The organism is Streptomyces sp. NPDC051563, assembly GCF_044454225.1.
Classification (GTDB): domain Bacteria; phylum Actinomycetota; class Actinomycetes; order Streptomycetales; family Streptomycetaceae; genus Streptomyces.
In genome coordinates this window covers 283,256-298,549 of the sequence record NZ_JBITDL010000005.1, presented here as the reverse complement: position 1 = coordinate 298,549, position 15,294 = coordinate 283,256, and the positions used below count along the sequence as shown (strand labels likewise).

Here is a 15,294-nt window from a genome sequence, read left to right as displayed (position 1 = left end):
TGCCCGCTTCCCGCCCTCCGTACCGCACGCCGCGAAAGAGGTCACTCACCATGAGCACCGTCACGCCCGTCGACTGGCAGACCCGTCCCGACCCGCGGTCCGCCGAGGAGTGGATCGCTCGCGCCGCCGAGGTCGCCACCGTCCTCGCCGGCGATGCCGCCGCCCGCGACCACGCGGGTGCCACCCCCCATGCCGAGGTCCAACTCCTCAAGGATTCCGGCCTGGTGACCCTTCTCGGGCCCATCGCGCACGGTGGCGCGGGTCAGGACTGGACGACCGCCTACCGGGTGGTCCGCGAGGTCTCCAAGGCCGACGGCTCCATCGGCCAGCTCCTCGGCTACCACTACCTGTGGAACTGGGCCGGCCGCCTGGTGGGCACCCGCGAGCAGTGGGAGCACTTGGAGGCCGAGGCCGCCAGGAACCGCTGGTTCTTCGGCGGAGCCGTCAATCCGCGCGATGCGGACGTCCTTGTGACGGAGGACGGCGACGACCTGGTCTTCACCGGTCGAAAGACCTTCTCCACCGGCAGCAAGGTCTCCGACGTCACCGTTCTGGAGGGCGTCTTCGAGGGAACCGACCAGCACGTCTTCGCGATCGTGCCCTCCGACAGCGCCGGCCTGACCTTCCACGACGACTGGGACAACATCGGCCAGCGGCTCACCGAGAGCGGCGGCGTCACCCTCGACGGGGTCCGCACCCCGTGGTCGTCCGCGGCCGGGTACGTCGGCAAGAAGTTCCAACCGCGCGTCTACAACACCCTCAACGTCCCCACCATCCAGCTGGTCTTCGTCAACTTCTACCTCGGCATCGCGGCCGGCGCACTGCGGACGGCCGCCACCTACACGCGCGAGAAGGCGCGCCCCTGGCTGCACGGGGGTCACGAGCGCGCGGTCGACGAACCGTACGTGATCGACGTCTACGGCGATCTCACCGCGAAGCTGTGGGCGGTCGAGGCGCTGGCCGACGCGGTCGCCGCCGAGGGGCAGCGGCTGCACGAGGACCCCGACGCGGTCACCGAGCAGACGCGTGGCGAGTTCGAGGTCCGGGTGGCCGCGGTCAAGGCCCGCGCCACCGACGTCGCCCTGGAGGTCTCCCAGCGCGTCTTCGAGGTCACCGGGGCCCGCTCCACCGCCCGCGCCGAGGGCCTGGACCGGTTCTGGCGCAACGTGCGCACCCACACCCTCCACGACCCGGTCTCCTACAAGCGCCGCGAGGTCGGCCGCTGGGTCCTGGGCGGTGAGCTGCCCGAACCGACCTGGTACTCCTGACCGCTCCCCGGGGCGCCTCCGGCCTTCCGAAGGCGCCCCGGCCATCCGAAAGGGCAAGCATGGCCACCGTTCTGTCCGTCTCCGGCAGCCCCTCCGCCTCCTCCCGCACCGGAAAGCTGCTGCGCCACCTGGATGCGCGCCTGGCCGCCCGGGGCCACGAGGTGATCCCGCTCGACATCCGCACCCTCCCCGCCGAAGCACTGCTCGGCGCCGACTTCCGCCACCCGGCGATCGTCGAGGCCACCGCGCTCTTCGCCCGCGCGGACGGCATCGTCATAGGCACCCCCGTCTACAAGGCGGCCTACTCCGGCGTCCTCAAGGCGTTCCTCGACCTGCTCCCGCAGTACGCGCTCGCGGGCAAGACGGTGCTCCCGCTGGCCACCGGCGGCACCACGGCCCACGTGCTGGCCATCGACTACGCCCTGCGCCCGGTGCTCAGCTCCATGGGGGCCGGCCACATCGTTCAGGGCTGGTTCACCCTGGACAAGGACCTCACCCCGCACGCGGACGGCACCCTGACCATCGCCCCGGCCGCGGGCGAAGGACTGGCCCAGGTCCTCGACCAGTTCACGACGGCCCTCGACCGGGCGCCCCTGCCGGCCCTGGCGGGCTGAGCCGTGACCGCACACGTCATCGGCGACGACGCGGAGGCCCTCGAGGTCGCCGCCTCGCTGGCCGAGGAGTTCCGCGCCGACGCCTCCGCGCGGGACGTCGAACGCCGCCTGCCGCGTGCCGAGCTGGACCGGCTCTCCGCGTCCGGGCTGCTCGCCGTCACCGTGCCCGCCGAGTACGGCGGGGCCGATGTCTCCGCCCAGACCCTTGCGGAGGTCTTCCGGCTGCTGGCCGCCGCCGACGCCAGCCTCGCCCAGATCCCGCAGAGCCACTTCTCGTACGTCAACGTGATCCGGCGCCAAGGAACCGACGAACAGCGGAAGTTCTTCTTCGCCGAGCTGCTGGCGGGGGCGCGCCTGGGCAACGCCCAGTCGGAGGCGGGCACCAGACACGTGCGGGACATCCGTACCCGCCTGGAACGGCGGCCCGACGGCGGGTACGAGCTCACCGGGGTCAAGCACTACTCCACCGGTGCTCTCTTCGCCCACTGGATCCCGGTGCTGGCCCGCACGGACGACGAGAGCCTGCACGTGGCCTTCGTACCCCGGGACGCCCCGGGCCTCACCGTCGTCGACGACTGGGACGGCCTGGGCCAGCGTACGACCGCCAGCGGTACCGTCCGCCTGGAGGGCGTACGGGTGCCGGCCGACCGGGTCCTGCCGCACCACCTCACGTTCGAAGGCCCGCAAGTCCACGGCGCGGTGGCTCAGTTGCTGCATTCAGCGATCGACGCCGGTATCGCCGCGGCCGCTCTCGCGGAGGCGGCCCGGTTCGTACGGACCAAGAGCCGCCCCTGGTTCGAGAGCGGCGTCGAATCGGCAGCCGAGGACCCTCTGCTGATCCAGCGGTTCGGCGAACTCGCCATACAGGTCCGGTCAGCGGAGGCACTGCTGGGTGACGCGGCGCGGGCCGTGGACGCGGCCCGCGCGGACCTCACCGACGATTCGGCGGCCGAGGCGTCGATCGCGGTGGCGGCCGCCAAGGTAGTGGCCGCGCAGGCCGCCGTGGAGGTGGCGTCCGCCCTGTTCGAGGTGGGCGGTACTCGCTCCGCCCTCAATTCCCTGAATCTCGACCGGCATTGGCGTGATGCCCGCACCCACACGCTGCACGATCCGGTCCGCTGGAAGATCCAGCACATCGGACGCTACGTACTCAACAACACCCGGCCGCCCCGCCACGGTCTGCTCTGACAAGCCCCCCGAGGACCTGTCAGCCATCGGCCCTCCTGAACGGAAGACACCACGTGTCCCTCACCTTCCACTGGTTCCTGCCCACGAACGGCGACAGCCGCCATGTCGTCGGCGGTGGCCACGGCACGCCCGTGACCACCAGCGGACGCGACCGGCCCCCGACGGTGGCCTACCTGAGCCAGATCGCCCGCGCCGCCGAAGACCTGGGCTTCGCCGGCGCACTCACCCCCACCGGCGCCTGGTGCGAGGACGCGTGGCTGACCACGGCGATGGTCGCCCAGCACACCGAACGGCTCAAGTTCCTGGTCGCCTTCCGTCCCGGCTTCGTCTCCCCCACGCTCGCCGCCCAGATGGCCGCCACCTTCCAGCGGCAGACCGGGGGCCGCCTCCTCCTCAACGTGGTCACCGGCGGCGAGAGCCACGAACAGCGCGCCTACGGCGACTTCCTCGACAAGGACGCCCGCTACCGCCGCACCGGAGAGTTCCTGGAGATCGTCCGGGCCCTGTGGGAGGGCAAAACCGTCGACCTGCGCGGCGAACACCTCACCGTCGAGGGCGCGAAGCTGGCGGCCGTCCCGGATCCGGTGCCCGAGGTCTACTTCGGCGGCTCCTCACCGATCGCCGCCGAGATAGCCGCCCGTCACGTCGACGTGTACCTCACCTGGGGCGAGCCTCCGGCGCAGGTGGCCGAGAAGATCGCCCGGATCCGGGAGCTCGCCGCGAGGGAGCAGCGTACGGTGCGGTTCGGCATCCGGCTGCACGTCATCACCAGGGACACCTCCGAGCAGGCCTGGGCCGAGGCGGACCGGCTCCTGGCGGGCTTCGATCCGAAGACCGTGGCATCCGTACAAGCGGGACTCGCCCGGAGCGAGTCCGAAGGACAGCAGCGGATGCTCGCCCTGCACGGTGGCGGCGACCGGCACGGCCTGGAGATCCACCCCAACCTCTGGGCAGGGATCGGCCTGGTGCGCGGCGGCGCGGGCACCGCCCTCGTCGGCAGCCATGCGGAGGTCGCCGAGCGCATCAAGGAGTACGCGGCGCTGGGCATCGACGAGTTCATCTTCTCGGGCTACCCGCACCTGGAGGAGGCGTACTGGTTCGGCGAGGGAGTGCTGCCCCGGCTCGCCGCCGAGGGCGCGTGGCAGCACCCCTTCCAGAAGAGCGCCGCTCCGGCTGTCCAGGTGCCCTTCGCCTGACAGCTCCCCGGCCGGGGAGCCCGCGAACGGCAACGGCCCGGTGCAGGCTCAGTGCACCAGTGCCGGGGCGGTCTCGGCCGGCTCCGGGGCGGGGGTTCGGCCGAGGTGGTTGAAGGCCAGGTTGAGGAGGACGGCGGCCACGCAGCCCGTGCTGATGCCGGAGTCGAGGATGATCCGCAGGCTCTCGGGGAAGGCGTGGTAGAAGTCCGGGGCGGCCATGGGGATGATGCCGGCGCCGAGCGAGATGGCGACGATGAGGACGTTGTCGCCGTGTTCCAGCGAGGCCTTGGTGAGGTTCTGGACTCCGCTGGCCGCGATGGTGCCGAAGAGGGTGATGCCGACGCCGCCCAGCACGGGCTGGGGGATGAGGGCGACGAGTGACGCCAGCATGGGGCAGAGCCCGAGCAGGATGAGGATGCCGCCGGCCGCAGCGACGACGAAGCGGCTGCGGATCTTGGTGATGGCGACCAGGCCGACGTTCTGGGCGAAGGCGCTGGCGGCGAACCCGTTGAAGAGCGGGCTGATGGCGGTGCCGAGGCCGTCGGCGCGGAGGGCGGCGGCCAGGGTCTTCTCGTCAGCCGGCCGGTCGACGATCTCGCCGAGGGCGAGGACGTCGGCGGTGGTCTCGGTCATGATCACGAGCATCACGATGCACATGGAGATGATCGCGGCGGCGGCGAACTGCGGCGCCCCGAAGTGGAAGGGGGTGGGGAAGCCGATGAGGTCGGCGTCGCCGACGCCGCTGAAGTCGGCCAGACCGAGGGGCAGCGAGAGCAGCGTGCCGGCGATCAGGCCCAGGAGGATCGAGAGCTGCTTGAGGAAGCCGCGCAGGAAGCGGCGGAGCGCGACGGTGATCAGCAGGCTCGCGGCGGCCAAGCCGATGTTGGTCAGGCTTCCGTAGTCCTCGGCCTTGCGGTTGCCGCCCTGCGCCCAGTTGAAGGCCACGGGCAGGAGCGAGATCCCGATGAGGGTGATGACCGTACCGGTGACGATCGGCGGGAAGAAGCGGACGAGCTTGCAGAACCAGGGCGCGAGCAGGAATCCGAAGACGCCGGCGACGATGACGGCGCCGTAGATGACGGGAAGCGCGTCCTGCGGGCTCTGGGCTTTGGCGATCGCCAGCATCGGCGCGACGCCCGCGAAGGAGACCCCGTTGACGAAGGGCAGCCGGGAGCCGATCTTCCAGAAGCCGAGGGTCTGCAGCAGCGTGGCGATGCCGGAGGCGAACAGGCTCGCGCTCATCAGGAAGGCGATGTCGGCGGTCGACAGGCCGACGCCGATGCCGACGACGAGGGGCGGTGCGACGACGCCCGCGTACATCGCGGCCACGTGCTGCAGACCGGCGCCGAACAGCTTCAACGGCGGCAGGGTCCGGTCGACGGGGTGCTTGGCCGCCTCGGGCTCGGGGGCGGGGGCTTCGTTCATGGTCAGGTCACTCCTGGGCAGGGCGTGTTCGCCCACGCGACCGGCGCCGCACACGCGGACGGGGACGTACGCGTGGGGCCGGCCGCGCGGTGTGCGGGTCGGATACGAGGTGCCACGGGCACGGATGCGGACGCACGGGAGCGGCCGGGCGTGCCGGTGGGGAGTAGGGCGTCGGTGGCGCGCAGTTGCGCGAGGCGGGCGCCGGCAGGCCTCCCGGGCCGGAGGCCCCGGCGGGGCCTGGTGCGGTGGGAGTGCGGCATGAGCACCGAGGGTGGATCGACGTCCGGGACGGGGGTGGTGTCCCGGAATGGTTCCGCCGATCGACCGGAGTCGCCGCGCTGCCGTGGTGTCCACGTGGCTGCGGGCCGCTCCGATCTCACCGAGCCGAGTCAGTTCCTCACGCTTTCAGGATTCTGTCAAGGACCGGGCGTTTCAGGCCGGTTCGGCGGATTTGGGCCACCTGGAGAACAGGCGCGCCGATCCACTCAGGTGGCCGATACGCCGACCGCGGGACAAGGGTCGGGGGCCGGCATGGACGGTTGACCCAGGTCCGGCATCCAGCCGACCGCATCTTCTGGGCGATCGACCAGTGAGTTTCAGCCACACCACCCTGCTAGGTTCAGCCAGTCCGAGGCGATCCCTCGGCCCACACGCCCCGGGCTACTGCGGGTCTTGGGGCGTGCACGGCTTCGGGCGGGGAACCGGTGATCGTCGCACTCGGTTACCCGCCCGGTCGGACCGTCCCGCGGATTCGGGCCTGTTCGTGACGCCGTGCGGCAGGTGTTCTCTACGGGTCAGAGTTCGACGACCGTGATCTCGCGTACGGTCCCGGGCCAGACGCTGCGGGGGCTGCCGGTGGGTACGTCGGACGGGGCACCCTGCTTGACCTGCGCGGCCGGATCCTGCGCGCCGGCGGTGGGCGAGCGGTCCAGGAAGTGGGCGGCGTTCCCCTCGGGCCTACCCGACCGTACGCCGCCCCGGTTCCCGACCTGGCCGCCGCGTTCCGGCCGGAGAAGGTGCGGCCGACCGCAGGTGGCAGGCGCTTGCCACATTCACCCATATGGGCCACAGATGCGGTTCTGTGTGGTGCGGGCCCCCATCGGGGTCACGCACCCCCGCAAGAGGAAAAGCCCGGTCGGCAGAAGTGTGCCGACCGGGCTTTCCTACGGCAGCGGCGCCACTGGTGCGCCGCTGCCGTTACAAGGAGCGAAGGCTTAGGCGGGGGTGATGTTCTCCGCCTGGGGGCCCTTCTGACCCTGGGTGACGTCGAAGTTCACCTTCTGGCCTTCCTGGAGCTCACGGAAGCCCTGGGCGGCGATGTTCGAGTAGTGGGCGAAGACGTCCGGGCCGCCACCCTCCTGCTCGATGAAGCCGAAGCCCTTTTCCGAGTTGAACCACTTCACGGTGCCGGTAGCCATGTGTCCTCCAAAGGACTAGAGACCGGTCCCGCACCATGCGGGAGCCGGAGGTGATCGCCCTGGTCCTCAGAGACTGTGAACAGCAAAATCGCCCGTGAAAGGTGCATTCACGGGCGACCGGTACTTCGGAACCATGACAGCTGGCACTGACGCTACACGGACGGCCGCGCTTGCACCACGAGAACGCCGCGCGTGGCCCGGATGGTCCTCTGCGGCTCGGGTGGTGCCGGCCGCTGCGCGCAGGGCGCGACGGCCGGCCGGCGCGACCTCGCCGAGTCCTCACCCCGTACCCCGGAGTCCCTGTTCGAGCACCACATCCGCCGCGGAGATCAGCGAGGGCGGCGGATGCGGATCGGGCCGCGGGCACTTGCCGGATCGACAGGTCGGCCCGCTTGAGTGATCTCCACCTCGCCGGACGCGACCAGCCGACGGGCCGCGCGGCGGGCCGGTTCCATGAGCGCGCGCCAGCCCTCGTCCTTCCCTTCGTAGACCGCTCGCGCAGCGTCTGAGGGGCAGATCGAAGCGGTCGGGCCGCGGCGCTCCAAGAGTTCCAGGATGGCCCGTTCCAAACGCCGGTCAGCCGGTTGTTCGGTATCCGTCACCTCGCCAGTATCGCAAGGGGGGCAAGGCAACAGCTGAATTCGCCGCCTTGCGTGCCCCTCCCGCGAGAACGGGAGAAGGCTCCCCCTCAGGCGAGGGGGAGCCTTCTGCGTCAGGATGCGACGGGGTCGCTCAAGCGTGGCTGTGGTGACGCTTGTTTCCGGTGACCAGTCGGTAAACGGCGAGGAGGATGACCGAGCCGATGATGGCGGCGATCCAGGTCGAGAGGTCGAAGAACCCGTCGATCGAGTCGACACCGAAGATCACCTTGCCGAGCCAGCCGCCGAGCAGCCCGCCGGCGACGCCGATGAGCATGGTGATGATGATGCCGCCCGGGTCCTTGCCCGGCATCAGCGCCTTCGCGATGAAGCCCGCGAGCAGCCCTATCAGGATCCAAGCAATGATGCCCATGCGCTTCTCCTACCTCGATGAATAAAGCCTGTGTTAGCCCTCGTCTGCACCGCGCCGAGGTTTTCAAACGTTCGAATCCCGAGCTCCTGGCTGGGTGGCCGCGCCTGCCCCTCTTCGGGGACAGGGCTGAGTACCGGGCGCACCCTCCGGTCCGAGCCGGCGCCCGGGTTCGCGCTCCGTATCCGGAGATGCTCCTGCGTGCATCCGAAGCACGGCGCGGGAGAGAATACGTCGAAGAGATATGTCCCCATTTCGACTATCTGGACCGTGTGGTTTCCGCTGCGTCGGCGGATGGGTCGCCCGTGATCGATGGAGGCTGATGTGGAGCGCGACCGACTGGCACTGGCCGCGGTTCTGGAGGCCGCGGAGGCGGCCGCACCCGTGGATTCCCTCGATGTCGTGGCCCGCAACCTGCGCGACCGGTTCGACGCGCGCTCCGTATCGTTCCTGTTCGTCGACGTCGTGGGCCGCCGTCTGCTGCGGGTCCACGACACGGCGGACAGGCAGCACCAGGACCGCGCCCACCAGGTCCCGCTGTCCGGCAGCACCGTGTACGACGAGGTCCTGTGCTCCCAGAAGGTGGTGCTCGCGGCGGACGGCGGGCAGGGACAGCGGGTTCTCGCGCCGGTGACGAACCGCGGTGACACCGTCGGCGTCCTGGAACTCTTCCTGCCCCAGGTCACGCCGGAGGTACTCGTGCAGGTGGAGGGGGCCGCGCACGCGCTGGCGTACATCCTGGTCACCGACCGGCGCTTCACCGATCTCTACCACTGGGGCAACCGCACCACCACCGTCAGCCTGGCCGCGGAGATCCAGCGCCAGCTGCTGCCGACCGCCGCTACCTGCGAGGCGCCGCAGTTCACGCTCGCCGGGGCCCTGGTTCCCGCCTCCTCCATCGCCGGGGACACCTACGACTACAGCCTCGACGCCCACACCCTGCACCTGTCGATCACCGACGCCATGGGCCATGACGTCGACGCCTCCCTCATGGCCACCCTGCTCGTCAACGCCTCCCGCGGCGCCCGCCGCTCCGGAGAAGGCCTGGCCGAGCAAGCCCGCCAGGTCCACCAGGCCCTCCTCGAGCACGGGCGTCAGACCATGGCGACGGGCCAGCTCCTGCGCATGCCCTGGACGGCAGCAGCACGCAGCTCGTCAACGCCGGCCATCCCTGGCCCCTCCTGCTGCGCGAAGGAGCGGTCACCGAGCTGCCCCTGGCCGTGAACCTGCCCTTCGGCTGCGCCTCACTCACCGGCCCGTACCCGGTCCAGGCCCTTGACCTGCGGCCCGGTGACCGGCTCCTGCTCCACACCGACGGCATGCAGGAATGCGACGCCGAAACCGTCGACCTGCCGGCCCTCCTGCGCAAGACCATGGCCGAGCATCCACGCGAGGTCGTACGCACCCTGGTCGGCGCCGTCAGCGACGTCTACGGCGGCGGACCGCCGAAGGACGACGCCACCGTCCTGTGCCTCGACTGGCACGGCCCCCACGGCCCCCAAGGCCCCCACGGCGAAGGGCGCCGAACGGACAACTGATCGTCGTGACGGGGAAAGCCCGATGGGTCGGGGCGAATCGGGTGGGAGTCCGCAAAGGGGGCAGACGCCGGGCACGTCCACCTTGCGGAGGAAGACTCGTGGTTGCGCCCATGCTCGTCCTCGACCAACCTGTGCCACGTCTCGGCCAGGCCACCACCACGGTACGGGGCGTCACGCACGCGTTCCTCGAGCACGCGGCCCGGATCCGGGCCCCCGCACGGCCCGAGTACGCCGACGCGGTCCTCCTCGTCGTCATCGAGCTCGTCACCAACGCGATCCGCCATACCGAGGGACCCGCCGCCGTCCACCTCGAACTCCACGAGGACCACATCGAGATCCGCGCCACCGATTCCAGCCCCGCGGCGCCCGAGCCTCGCGTACCCCGAATCGACGGCAGCGGCGGCTACGGACTGCACCTCATCAAGACCCTCACCACCCGCACCCGCACCGACCCCACCCCGGACGGCGGAAAGACCATCTACGCCTACGCCCCCTGGTAGGAGCCATGGGCGCCGGCTCCCCGCTCGCGGATGCGCTCCGCGGCTCCCCCGCCCATGATGGGGACCCCTCCCCGCCCTCCACGGTCAGGACCCGATCGCATGCCGTCACCGCGCGTCCAGAAGCGCCGACACCACCCCGTCATCCGGTGCATCGCGGCCGACGCGTACTCCTGCGAGCACCGGAGCACGTGATGCCGCGGGACTCCCCGCCGGAGCACACCCCGGACGGACGCTACGTCGTCATTGCCGGCAGGCGCTGGCGGGCCACCGACCCGGATCTCCCCACCGATGCCGACGCGCGTCTGCGCAAGCATCTGATGGCAGCCCGGCGCGCCGTCGGCGCCGCCCTGCGGGCGCAGGACGAGGAGGCCGAACGCGAAGCCCGCCGCCGCGTGCACACGGCCAAGGTCGCCCTCGGCGAACGCGGCACCCCGTGGTGGGAGCAGACCGATGCGGAACGCCGGGCCCGATGGCTGGACGGACTGACGGTCCTGGACGAAGAAGCGGACCGAGGCGGGGACCGGGGCGCGGACCGGGGGTGAGCCGGAGCGCACGCGAACCGCGTGCCCGGCCGTACGTCTCGCCGCACTGCGCGGAATTTCGGGCCTGGACCTCGGACACCGGGGCCGAGGGCGTCCCCCGATCGGCGCAATGACCTACAGTTCCGGAGGGGACCGCCCGGTCTCCTTACTAGGGATGTGCGCTGTGGCTGATGAGACCGTGACTGATCGTCTGATCGGCTTGTTGACCGTCCGGGGCGAGGACCTGGGCTCGGAGTGGGCCCAGAAGGTGACCCACTCCCTGGGCGGGCGCGTGAGCCGCGCCGAGGTCGAGCGCGAGCTTCAGGAGCTGTACGCGGCGCTGGTCGCCGCCCTCGGCGAGGGCAGCCTGGACGGCCGCGGTGAGGCGTTCGGCGAGGTCCGTGCCCTGCTCACCGAGCTGTCGCGGAACCGCGCCCGGCAGGGTTTCAGCCCCACGGAGACCGCGGTCAGCGTCTTCGTCCTCAAGGAGGTCCTGGAAACGTCCCTGGCCGGTGATGACGCGGACGTACAGGCGTACGTACGCTTCACGGCCCTCCTCGACTCCCTGGGCCTGTTCACCATCGAGGTCTACACCCGCACGCGCGAGGAGCTGATCTCGGCGCAGGCCGAGCAGCTGATGGAGCTGTCCACGCCCGTGGTGAAGCTGTGGGACGGGGTCATCGGTGTTCCGCTGGTCGGCACCCTGGACTCGGCCCGCACCATGGTCGTGATGGAGAAGATGCTCCAGGCCTTGATCGACACCGGTTCCGAGCAGGCCATCATCGACATCACCGGTGTCCCGGCGGTGGACACCGAGGTGGCCCAGCACCTGCTGAAGACGGTCGTGGCCGCCCGCCTGATGGGTGCGGAATGCACCATCTCGGGAATCCGGCCGCAGATCGCCCAGACGATCGTGGCCCTGGGCATCGACTTCGGTGACATCGTCACCAAGGCCACCCTGGCCGATGCCCTGCGGCACGCGCTGCGCCGCTCCGGGGTCAGCTTCTCCCGTACCGCTCCGTCAGCCGGTGCCCGGTGAGCGAGCAGGTTCCGGTCCTTCGGATCGGCCAGGTCCTCCTGGTGTCCATCCAGACCGATCTGGACGACCAGGCCGTCATGCTGCTTCAGGACGATCTCGCCGCCGCGGTAGTGGAATCGGGTGCGCACGGGGTCGTCATCGACATCACCGCCGTGGAGATCGTCGACTCCTTCGTGGGCAGAATGCTCTCCACCATCGCATCGATCTCCCGCTTGCTGGACGCGCAGACCGTCGTCGTCGGCATGCGTCCGGCGGTCGCCATCACCCTGGTCGAACTCGGTCTCTCCCTCGGTGGGGTACGGACCGCGCTGACCCTCGACAAGGGCCTGCGCATGCTGGAGCAAGCCCGCGCGGCCTCCCTGGGCGAGAACACCTTCACCGCCCCGGGCGGATCCGGGCACGAGGGCATCGTGCCGGATGCCGCGGCCGGTCAGTGAACGGGCCTGACCAAGGCCCGCAGGTACTGGAGATCACTGCCAACGCCGGAGTGGTCCAGGCCCGTCAACTGGTGCGTGCCCTGGCGCAGGAGTGCCGGCTCTCGCTGGTGGACCAGACGAAACTGATCACCGCGGCCAGTGAGCTGGCCCGCAACACCCTCATCTACGGGGGCGGCGGCACCATGACCGCCGCCGTGGTCGAGGATCGTGGCCGGCGCGGAGTACGTCTGAACTTCGTGGATCAGGGCCCCGGCATCCCGGACGTGGACCTGGCGCTGACCGACGGCTGGACATCCGGCAGCGGTATGGGCCTGGGCCTGTCCGGGTCCAAACGGCTGGTCGACGACTTCGTCCTGGACACCGTGCCCGGGCAGGGAACCACGGTCACCATCACCAAGTGGGGCAGGTGATCACCGTGGGGGGACCACCGCTCCTCGACTGCGAGGACTCCGCCTGGTTCCGCGATCAGCCCGAGGCCGCCCGCGGTGCGGCCGCCGCGCTGGGCCGCCGCGTCGGCCTGGGCGAGCACCGCACCGCCCAGCTGGTCCTGGCGGTCGCCGAGCTGGCGACGAACGTGACCAAGCACGCCGTCGACGGCTCCCTGCTGCTGCGCGTCCTGCGCAACGAGGCCGTGGCCGGAGTCGAGGTCCTGGTCGTCGACAGCGGGCCCGGCATCGCGGACGTCCCCGCGGCGCTCCGCGACGGTGTGTCGAGCACCGGCACCCTGGGCATCGGCCTGGGGGCGCTGCGGCGCCTCGCGGACAGGTTCGACGTCCACTCCGTACCGGGAATCGGAACCGTGCAGTTGGCCCGCTTCTGGCCGCACCCCCTGGACCCCTCGCTGACGCGCGAGACGATCGTGGGCGGGATCACCCGGCCCATAGGCGGCGAGGACGTGTGCGGCGACGCCTGGGCCGCCCGCATCGACACCGGCGAGCAGGCCGCGCCGGTGCAGGACGGCAGGGGTGACAGGGGCGACGGCGCCGGTCTCACCTCCACCGCGCCCGACTGGTCGATCCTGACCGGGGCCCGGACCCCGTTCGGCCGATCCGACCACACCTCGGCGTCGTCGGATCGGCCGTCGCAGCGCTCACCGCGGCCGGAACTCAAAGCCCGGTCCGCGCTTCTTCGCGGGGCCACCGCGGGACCGGGCCACGGCGTGCTGGTGATGTCCTGCGACGGGCTCGGGCACGGGCCGATGGCCGCGATCGCTTCTCAGGCGGCCGTCCACGCCTTCCGCTCCGGGAGCGCGCGCACGCCGGAACAGGCGATGGAGGAAGTGCACCGGGCGCTGCGCGGAACCCGCGGTGCCGCGGTCGCGATCGCCCGCCTGGAGCCCGATGGCCGCCTGCTGTTCTGCGGGATCGGCAACATCAGTGCGTGCGTGCTCACCACCGACTCCCGGGCCAGCCTGCTCTCCCACCCCGGGATCGTGGGCCACCAGATGCGCCAACTGCGCACCTACGAACACCGGGTGCCCGCCCACGGGACCCTGGTGATGCATTCCGACGGACTCAGCGAACGCTGGACCGCGGGCGACCTCGCCGGTCTGCTCCACCACCCGCCGGCCGTGATCGCGGCCGGGCTCCTGCGCCACGCCGGCACGCGGCGCGACGACGCCAGCGTGGTGGCCGTCAAGGGAGCCTGGTGAACACACCCGTCCCCCGCACCCGAGGGCCCGGGCCCGTCCCCGTCCCCGTCCCCGCACCCGGGCCCGGGCCCGGGCCCGGGCCCGGGCCCGTCGCGACGATCGGCACCGAGCGGGACGTCTTCGCTCTGCGCCGTCGGGCCAAGGGGGTGGCCGAAGCCGCCGGGCTCGACAACCGCGACCAGGTGCGCCTCGCCACGGCGCTGAGCGAGCTCGGGCGCGACCTCCTGCGGCCGATGCCCATGACCGCGACGTTCGACGTGCTGCGGGAGCCCTCCGCGCTCAAGGCCACCCTGCGGTGGCGCGACGACCGGGTCCCCAGCGGCGAGTCGCTCGCCGCCGTCACCCGGCTGCTCCCCCAGACGCTCTACCTGCCCGCCACCGACGGCGCCGCCGGCCGGCCGGCCGGCCGATCGCGCGGCGGCCGCATCGAAATCACCTGCCCCGTACCCGAGCTCGCCGCCCGCGACATCGAAGTGGCGCACGTCCTGGCCCGTCTGGAGACGGACGCTCCCGCCAGCGCGATCGACGACCTGCGGTCCCAGACCCGGGACCTGATCGCCGCGCTAGAGGAAGCCCACGCACAACGCGACGAGCTGGAACGGCTCAACGAGGAGCTCACCGAAACCAACGCCGGGGTCATGGCCCTGTACGCGGAGCTGACGGTGGAACACAAGGACGTCGTAGAGCGCTTCGGACAGGAACACGAGCTCGCACTGACCCTTCAGCGCACCTTCCTCCCGGCCGCCCTCCCCCAATCGCCCGGAGTGGACCTCGCGGTGCGCTACCTGCCCGCCGCCACGACGGCCGAGATCGGCGGCGACTTCTACGAGGCCATCGACACTCCCCACGGACTGCTCCTGGCCGTCGGCGACGTCGTCGGGCACTCCCTCCAGGCAGCCGTGGTCATGGGCCAGCTCCGGCACGCCCTGCGCGCCTACGCCGCCCAGGGCCACCCGCCGCACGTCCTGCTCCAGCACCTCGACCACCTGCTGGGCCTGCACCAGCCCGGATGGACCACCAGCGTCTGCATCGTGCTGGTCGAACCGGGCAACTCCCGGCTGCAGGTGGCCAATGCCGGCCACCTGCCGCCCCTGCTCCTCTCTCCCGGCGGCGCACCCCGGTACCTGCGCGAACACGGCCCGCTCCTGGGCCTGGGGGTGGACCACCCGCCGGCGGTCAGTCACGCGATCGAACCGGACAGCCTGCTCCTGATGATCACCGACGGACTGATCGAGACCCGCGACAGCGACCTGTACGAGCGCATGGACATCCTCAGCGCGGCCGCTGCGGCCGGGCCCCGCGAACCCGAGGCCCTGTGCACGAACCTGATCGACGTCTTCGCGGCCGAACCGGACGACGACATCATCGTTTTCGCCGCTCGCCTCCGTCACCCCCGATAGCGACGCCGCCCTGCCCGGCGGTCGCCCCGCAAGGGCACTGCGCGGCCCCGGTCCCGGCACTCCGTAGTATCTACGGGAGACGCCCGCCATC

Annotated in this window: 16 protein-coding genes and 1 pseudogene; 12 read left to right on the top strand and 5 right to left on the bottom strand. The window is 71.2% G+C overall.

Features of this window, described 5'->3' with window-relative positions; genetic code table 11:
• Positions 1-50: 50 nt before the first annotated feature.
• Genes ACIA8F_RS09120 through ACIA8F_RS09105 form a run of 4 tightly spaced genes read left to right on the top strand, consistent with a single transcriptional unit; the run spans position 51 to position 4,266 of the window.
• Positions 51-1,268: an acyl-CoA dehydrogenase family protein gene (locus tag ACIA8F_RS09120; protein WP_399377606.1), complete on the top strand. Its 1,218-nt coding sequence runs from the start codon at positions 51-53 to the stop codon at positions 1,266-1,268.
• 59 nt (positions 1,269-1,327) lie between these two features.
• Positions 1,328-1,882 (top strand): NADPH-dependent FMN reductase, encoded by a 555-nt coding sequence (ssuE, locus tag ACIA8F_RS09115; RefSeq protein WP_399377605.1) that lies wholly within the window; start codon positions 1,328-1,330, stop codon positions 1,880-1,882.
• A 3-nt stretch (positions 1,883-1,885) separates the two neighbouring features.
• Positions 1,886-3,070, top strand: a complete 1,185-nt coding sequence (locus tag ACIA8F_RS09110) for an SfnB family sulfur acquisition oxidoreductase (RefSeq protein WP_399377604.1) — start codon at positions 1,886-1,888, stop codon at positions 3,068-3,070.
• 53 nt (positions 3,071-3,123) lie between these two features.
• A complete protein-coding gene (locus tag ACIA8F_RS09105) occupies positions 3,124-4,266 on the top strand; it encodes an LLM class flavin-dependent oxidoreductase (protein ID WP_399377603.1) in 1,143 nt (380 codons plus the stop codon).
• A gap of 48 nt (positions 4,267-4,314) precedes the next feature.
• Here ACIA8F_RS09105 and ACIA8F_RS09100 read toward each other — a convergent pair whose 3' ends face one another.
• From ACIA8F_RS09100 to ACIA8F_RS09080, 5 genes are all read right to left on the bottom strand, one after another.
• Positions 4,315-5,691, bottom strand: coding sequence for a nucleobase:cation symporter-2 family protein (locus ACIA8F_RS09100; RefSeq protein WP_399377602.1), 1,377 nt, complete (start codon positions 5,689-5,691; stop codon positions 4,315-4,317).
• Positions 5,692-6,485: 794 nt separating this feature from the next.
• The gene (locus tag ACIA8F_RS09095; protein ID WP_399377601.1) at positions 6,486-6,743 is read right to left on the bottom strand and encodes a hypothetical protein; all 258 of its coding nucleotides are present in this window, start codon (positions 6,741-6,743) and stop codon (positions 6,486-6,488) included.
• Between the two features lie 162 nt (positions 6,744-6,905).
• Positions 6,906-7,109, bottom strand: coding sequence for a cold-shock protein (locus tag ACIA8F_RS09090; RefSeq protein WP_114041062.1), 204 nt, complete (start codon positions 7,107-7,109; stop codon positions 6,906-6,908).
• Between the two features lie 329 nt (positions 7,110-7,438).
• Positions 7,439-7,711: a DUF3253 domain-containing protein gene (locus tag ACIA8F_RS09085; RefSeq protein WP_399377600.1), complete on the bottom strand. Its 273-nt coding sequence runs from the start codon at positions 7,709-7,711 to the stop codon at positions 7,439-7,441.
• 130 nt (positions 7,712-7,841) lie between these two features.
• Positions 7,842-8,120: a GlsB/YeaQ/YmgE family stress response membrane protein gene (locus tag ACIA8F_RS09080; RefSeq protein ID WP_399377599.1), complete on the bottom strand. Its 279-nt coding sequence runs from the start codon at positions 8,118-8,120 to the stop codon at positions 7,842-7,844.
• A 309-nt stretch (positions 8,121-8,429) separates the two neighbouring features.
• Between ACIA8F_RS09080 and ACIA8F_RS09075 the strand changes: the two are divergent.
• The 8 genes and pseudogenes from ACIA8F_RS09075 (at position 8,430) to ACIA8F_RS09040 (ending at position 15,203) form a co-directional block, all read left to right on the top strand.
• Positions 8,430-9,655, top strand: a pseudogene (locus ACIA8F_RS09075) (PP2C family protein-serine/threonine phosphatase).
• A gap of 98 nt (positions 9,656-9,753) precedes the next feature.
• Entirely contained in the window at positions 9,754-10,155 is a 402-nt protein-coding gene (locus tag ACIA8F_RS09070; RefSeq protein ID WP_399377598.1) for an ATP-binding protein, read from the top strand.
• 191 nt (positions 10,156-10,346) lie between these two features.
• Positions 10,347-10,697 (top strand): hypothetical protein, encoded by a 351-nt coding sequence (locus ACIA8F_RS09065; RefSeq protein WP_399377597.1) that lies wholly within the window; start codon positions 10,347-10,349, stop codon positions 10,695-10,697.
• Between the two features lie 163 nt (positions 10,698-10,860).
• On the top strand, positions 10,861-11,715 hold the full coding sequence (locus tag ACIA8F_RS09060) for an STAS domain-containing protein (RefSeq protein WP_399377596.1): 855 nt from the start codon (positions 10,861-10,863) through the stop codon (positions 11,713-11,715).
• On the top strand, positions 11,712-12,152 hold the full coding sequence (locus ACIA8F_RS09055; protein WP_399377595.1) for an STAS domain-containing protein: 441 nt from the start codon (positions 11,712-11,714) through the stop codon (positions 12,150-12,152). The genes ACIA8F_RS09060 and ACIA8F_RS09055 overlap by 4 nt, the downstream gene beginning before the upstream one ends.
• The gene (locus tag ACIA8F_RS09050; protein ID WP_399377594.1) at positions 12,149-12,562 is read left to right on the top strand and encodes an anti-sigma regulatory factor; all 414 of its coding nucleotides are present in this window, start codon (positions 12,149-12,151) and stop codon (positions 12,560-12,562) included. Before ACIA8F_RS09055 ends, ACIA8F_RS09050 begins: the two co-directional genes overlap by 4 nt.
• Positions 12,563-12,567: 5 nt before the next feature.
• Positions 12,568-13,803 (top strand): ATP-binding SpoIIE family protein phosphatase, encoded by a 1,236-nt coding sequence (locus tag ACIA8F_RS09045; RefSeq protein ID WP_399377593.1) that lies wholly within the window; start codon positions 12,568-12,570, stop codon positions 13,801-13,803.
• On the top strand, positions 13,800-15,203 hold the full coding sequence (locus ACIA8F_RS09040) for a PP2C family protein-serine/threonine phosphatase (RefSeq protein ID WP_399377592.1): 1,404 nt from the start codon (positions 13,800-13,802) through the stop codon (positions 15,201-15,203). Before ACIA8F_RS09045 ends, ACIA8F_RS09040 begins: the two co-directional genes overlap by 4 nt.
• Positions 15,204-15,294: the final 91 nt, after the last annotated feature.

Coding starts and splice junctions, on each gene's coding strand:
- ACIA8F_RS09120 (WP_399377606.1), top strand. CDS start 51: ATGAGCACCGTCACGCCCGTCGACTGGCAGACCCGTCCCGACCCGCGG.
- ACIA8F_RS09090 (WP_114041062.1), bottom strand. CDS start 7,109: ATGGCTACCGGCACCGTGAAGTGGTTCAACTCGGAAAAGGGCTTCGGC.
- ACIA8F_RS09080 (WP_399377599.1), bottom strand. CDS start 8,120: ATGGGCATCATTGCTTGGATCCTGATAGGGCTGCTCGCGGGCTTCATC.
- ssuE (WP_399377605.1), top strand. CDS start 1,328: ATGGCCACCGTTCTGTCCGTCTCCGGCAGCCCCTCCGCCTCCTCCCGC.
- ACIA8F_RS09095 (WP_399377601.1), bottom strand. CDS start 6,743: ATGTGGCAAGCGCCTGCCACCTGCGGTCGGCCGCACCTTCTCCGGCCG.
- ACIA8F_RS09100 (WP_399377602.1), bottom strand. CDS start 5,691: ATGAACGAAGCCCCCGCCCCCGAGCCCGAGGCGGCCAAGCACCCCGTC.
- ACIA8F_RS09065 (WP_399377597.1), top strand. CDS start 10,347: ATGCCGCGGGACTCCCCGCCGGAGCACACCCCGGACGGACGCTACGTC.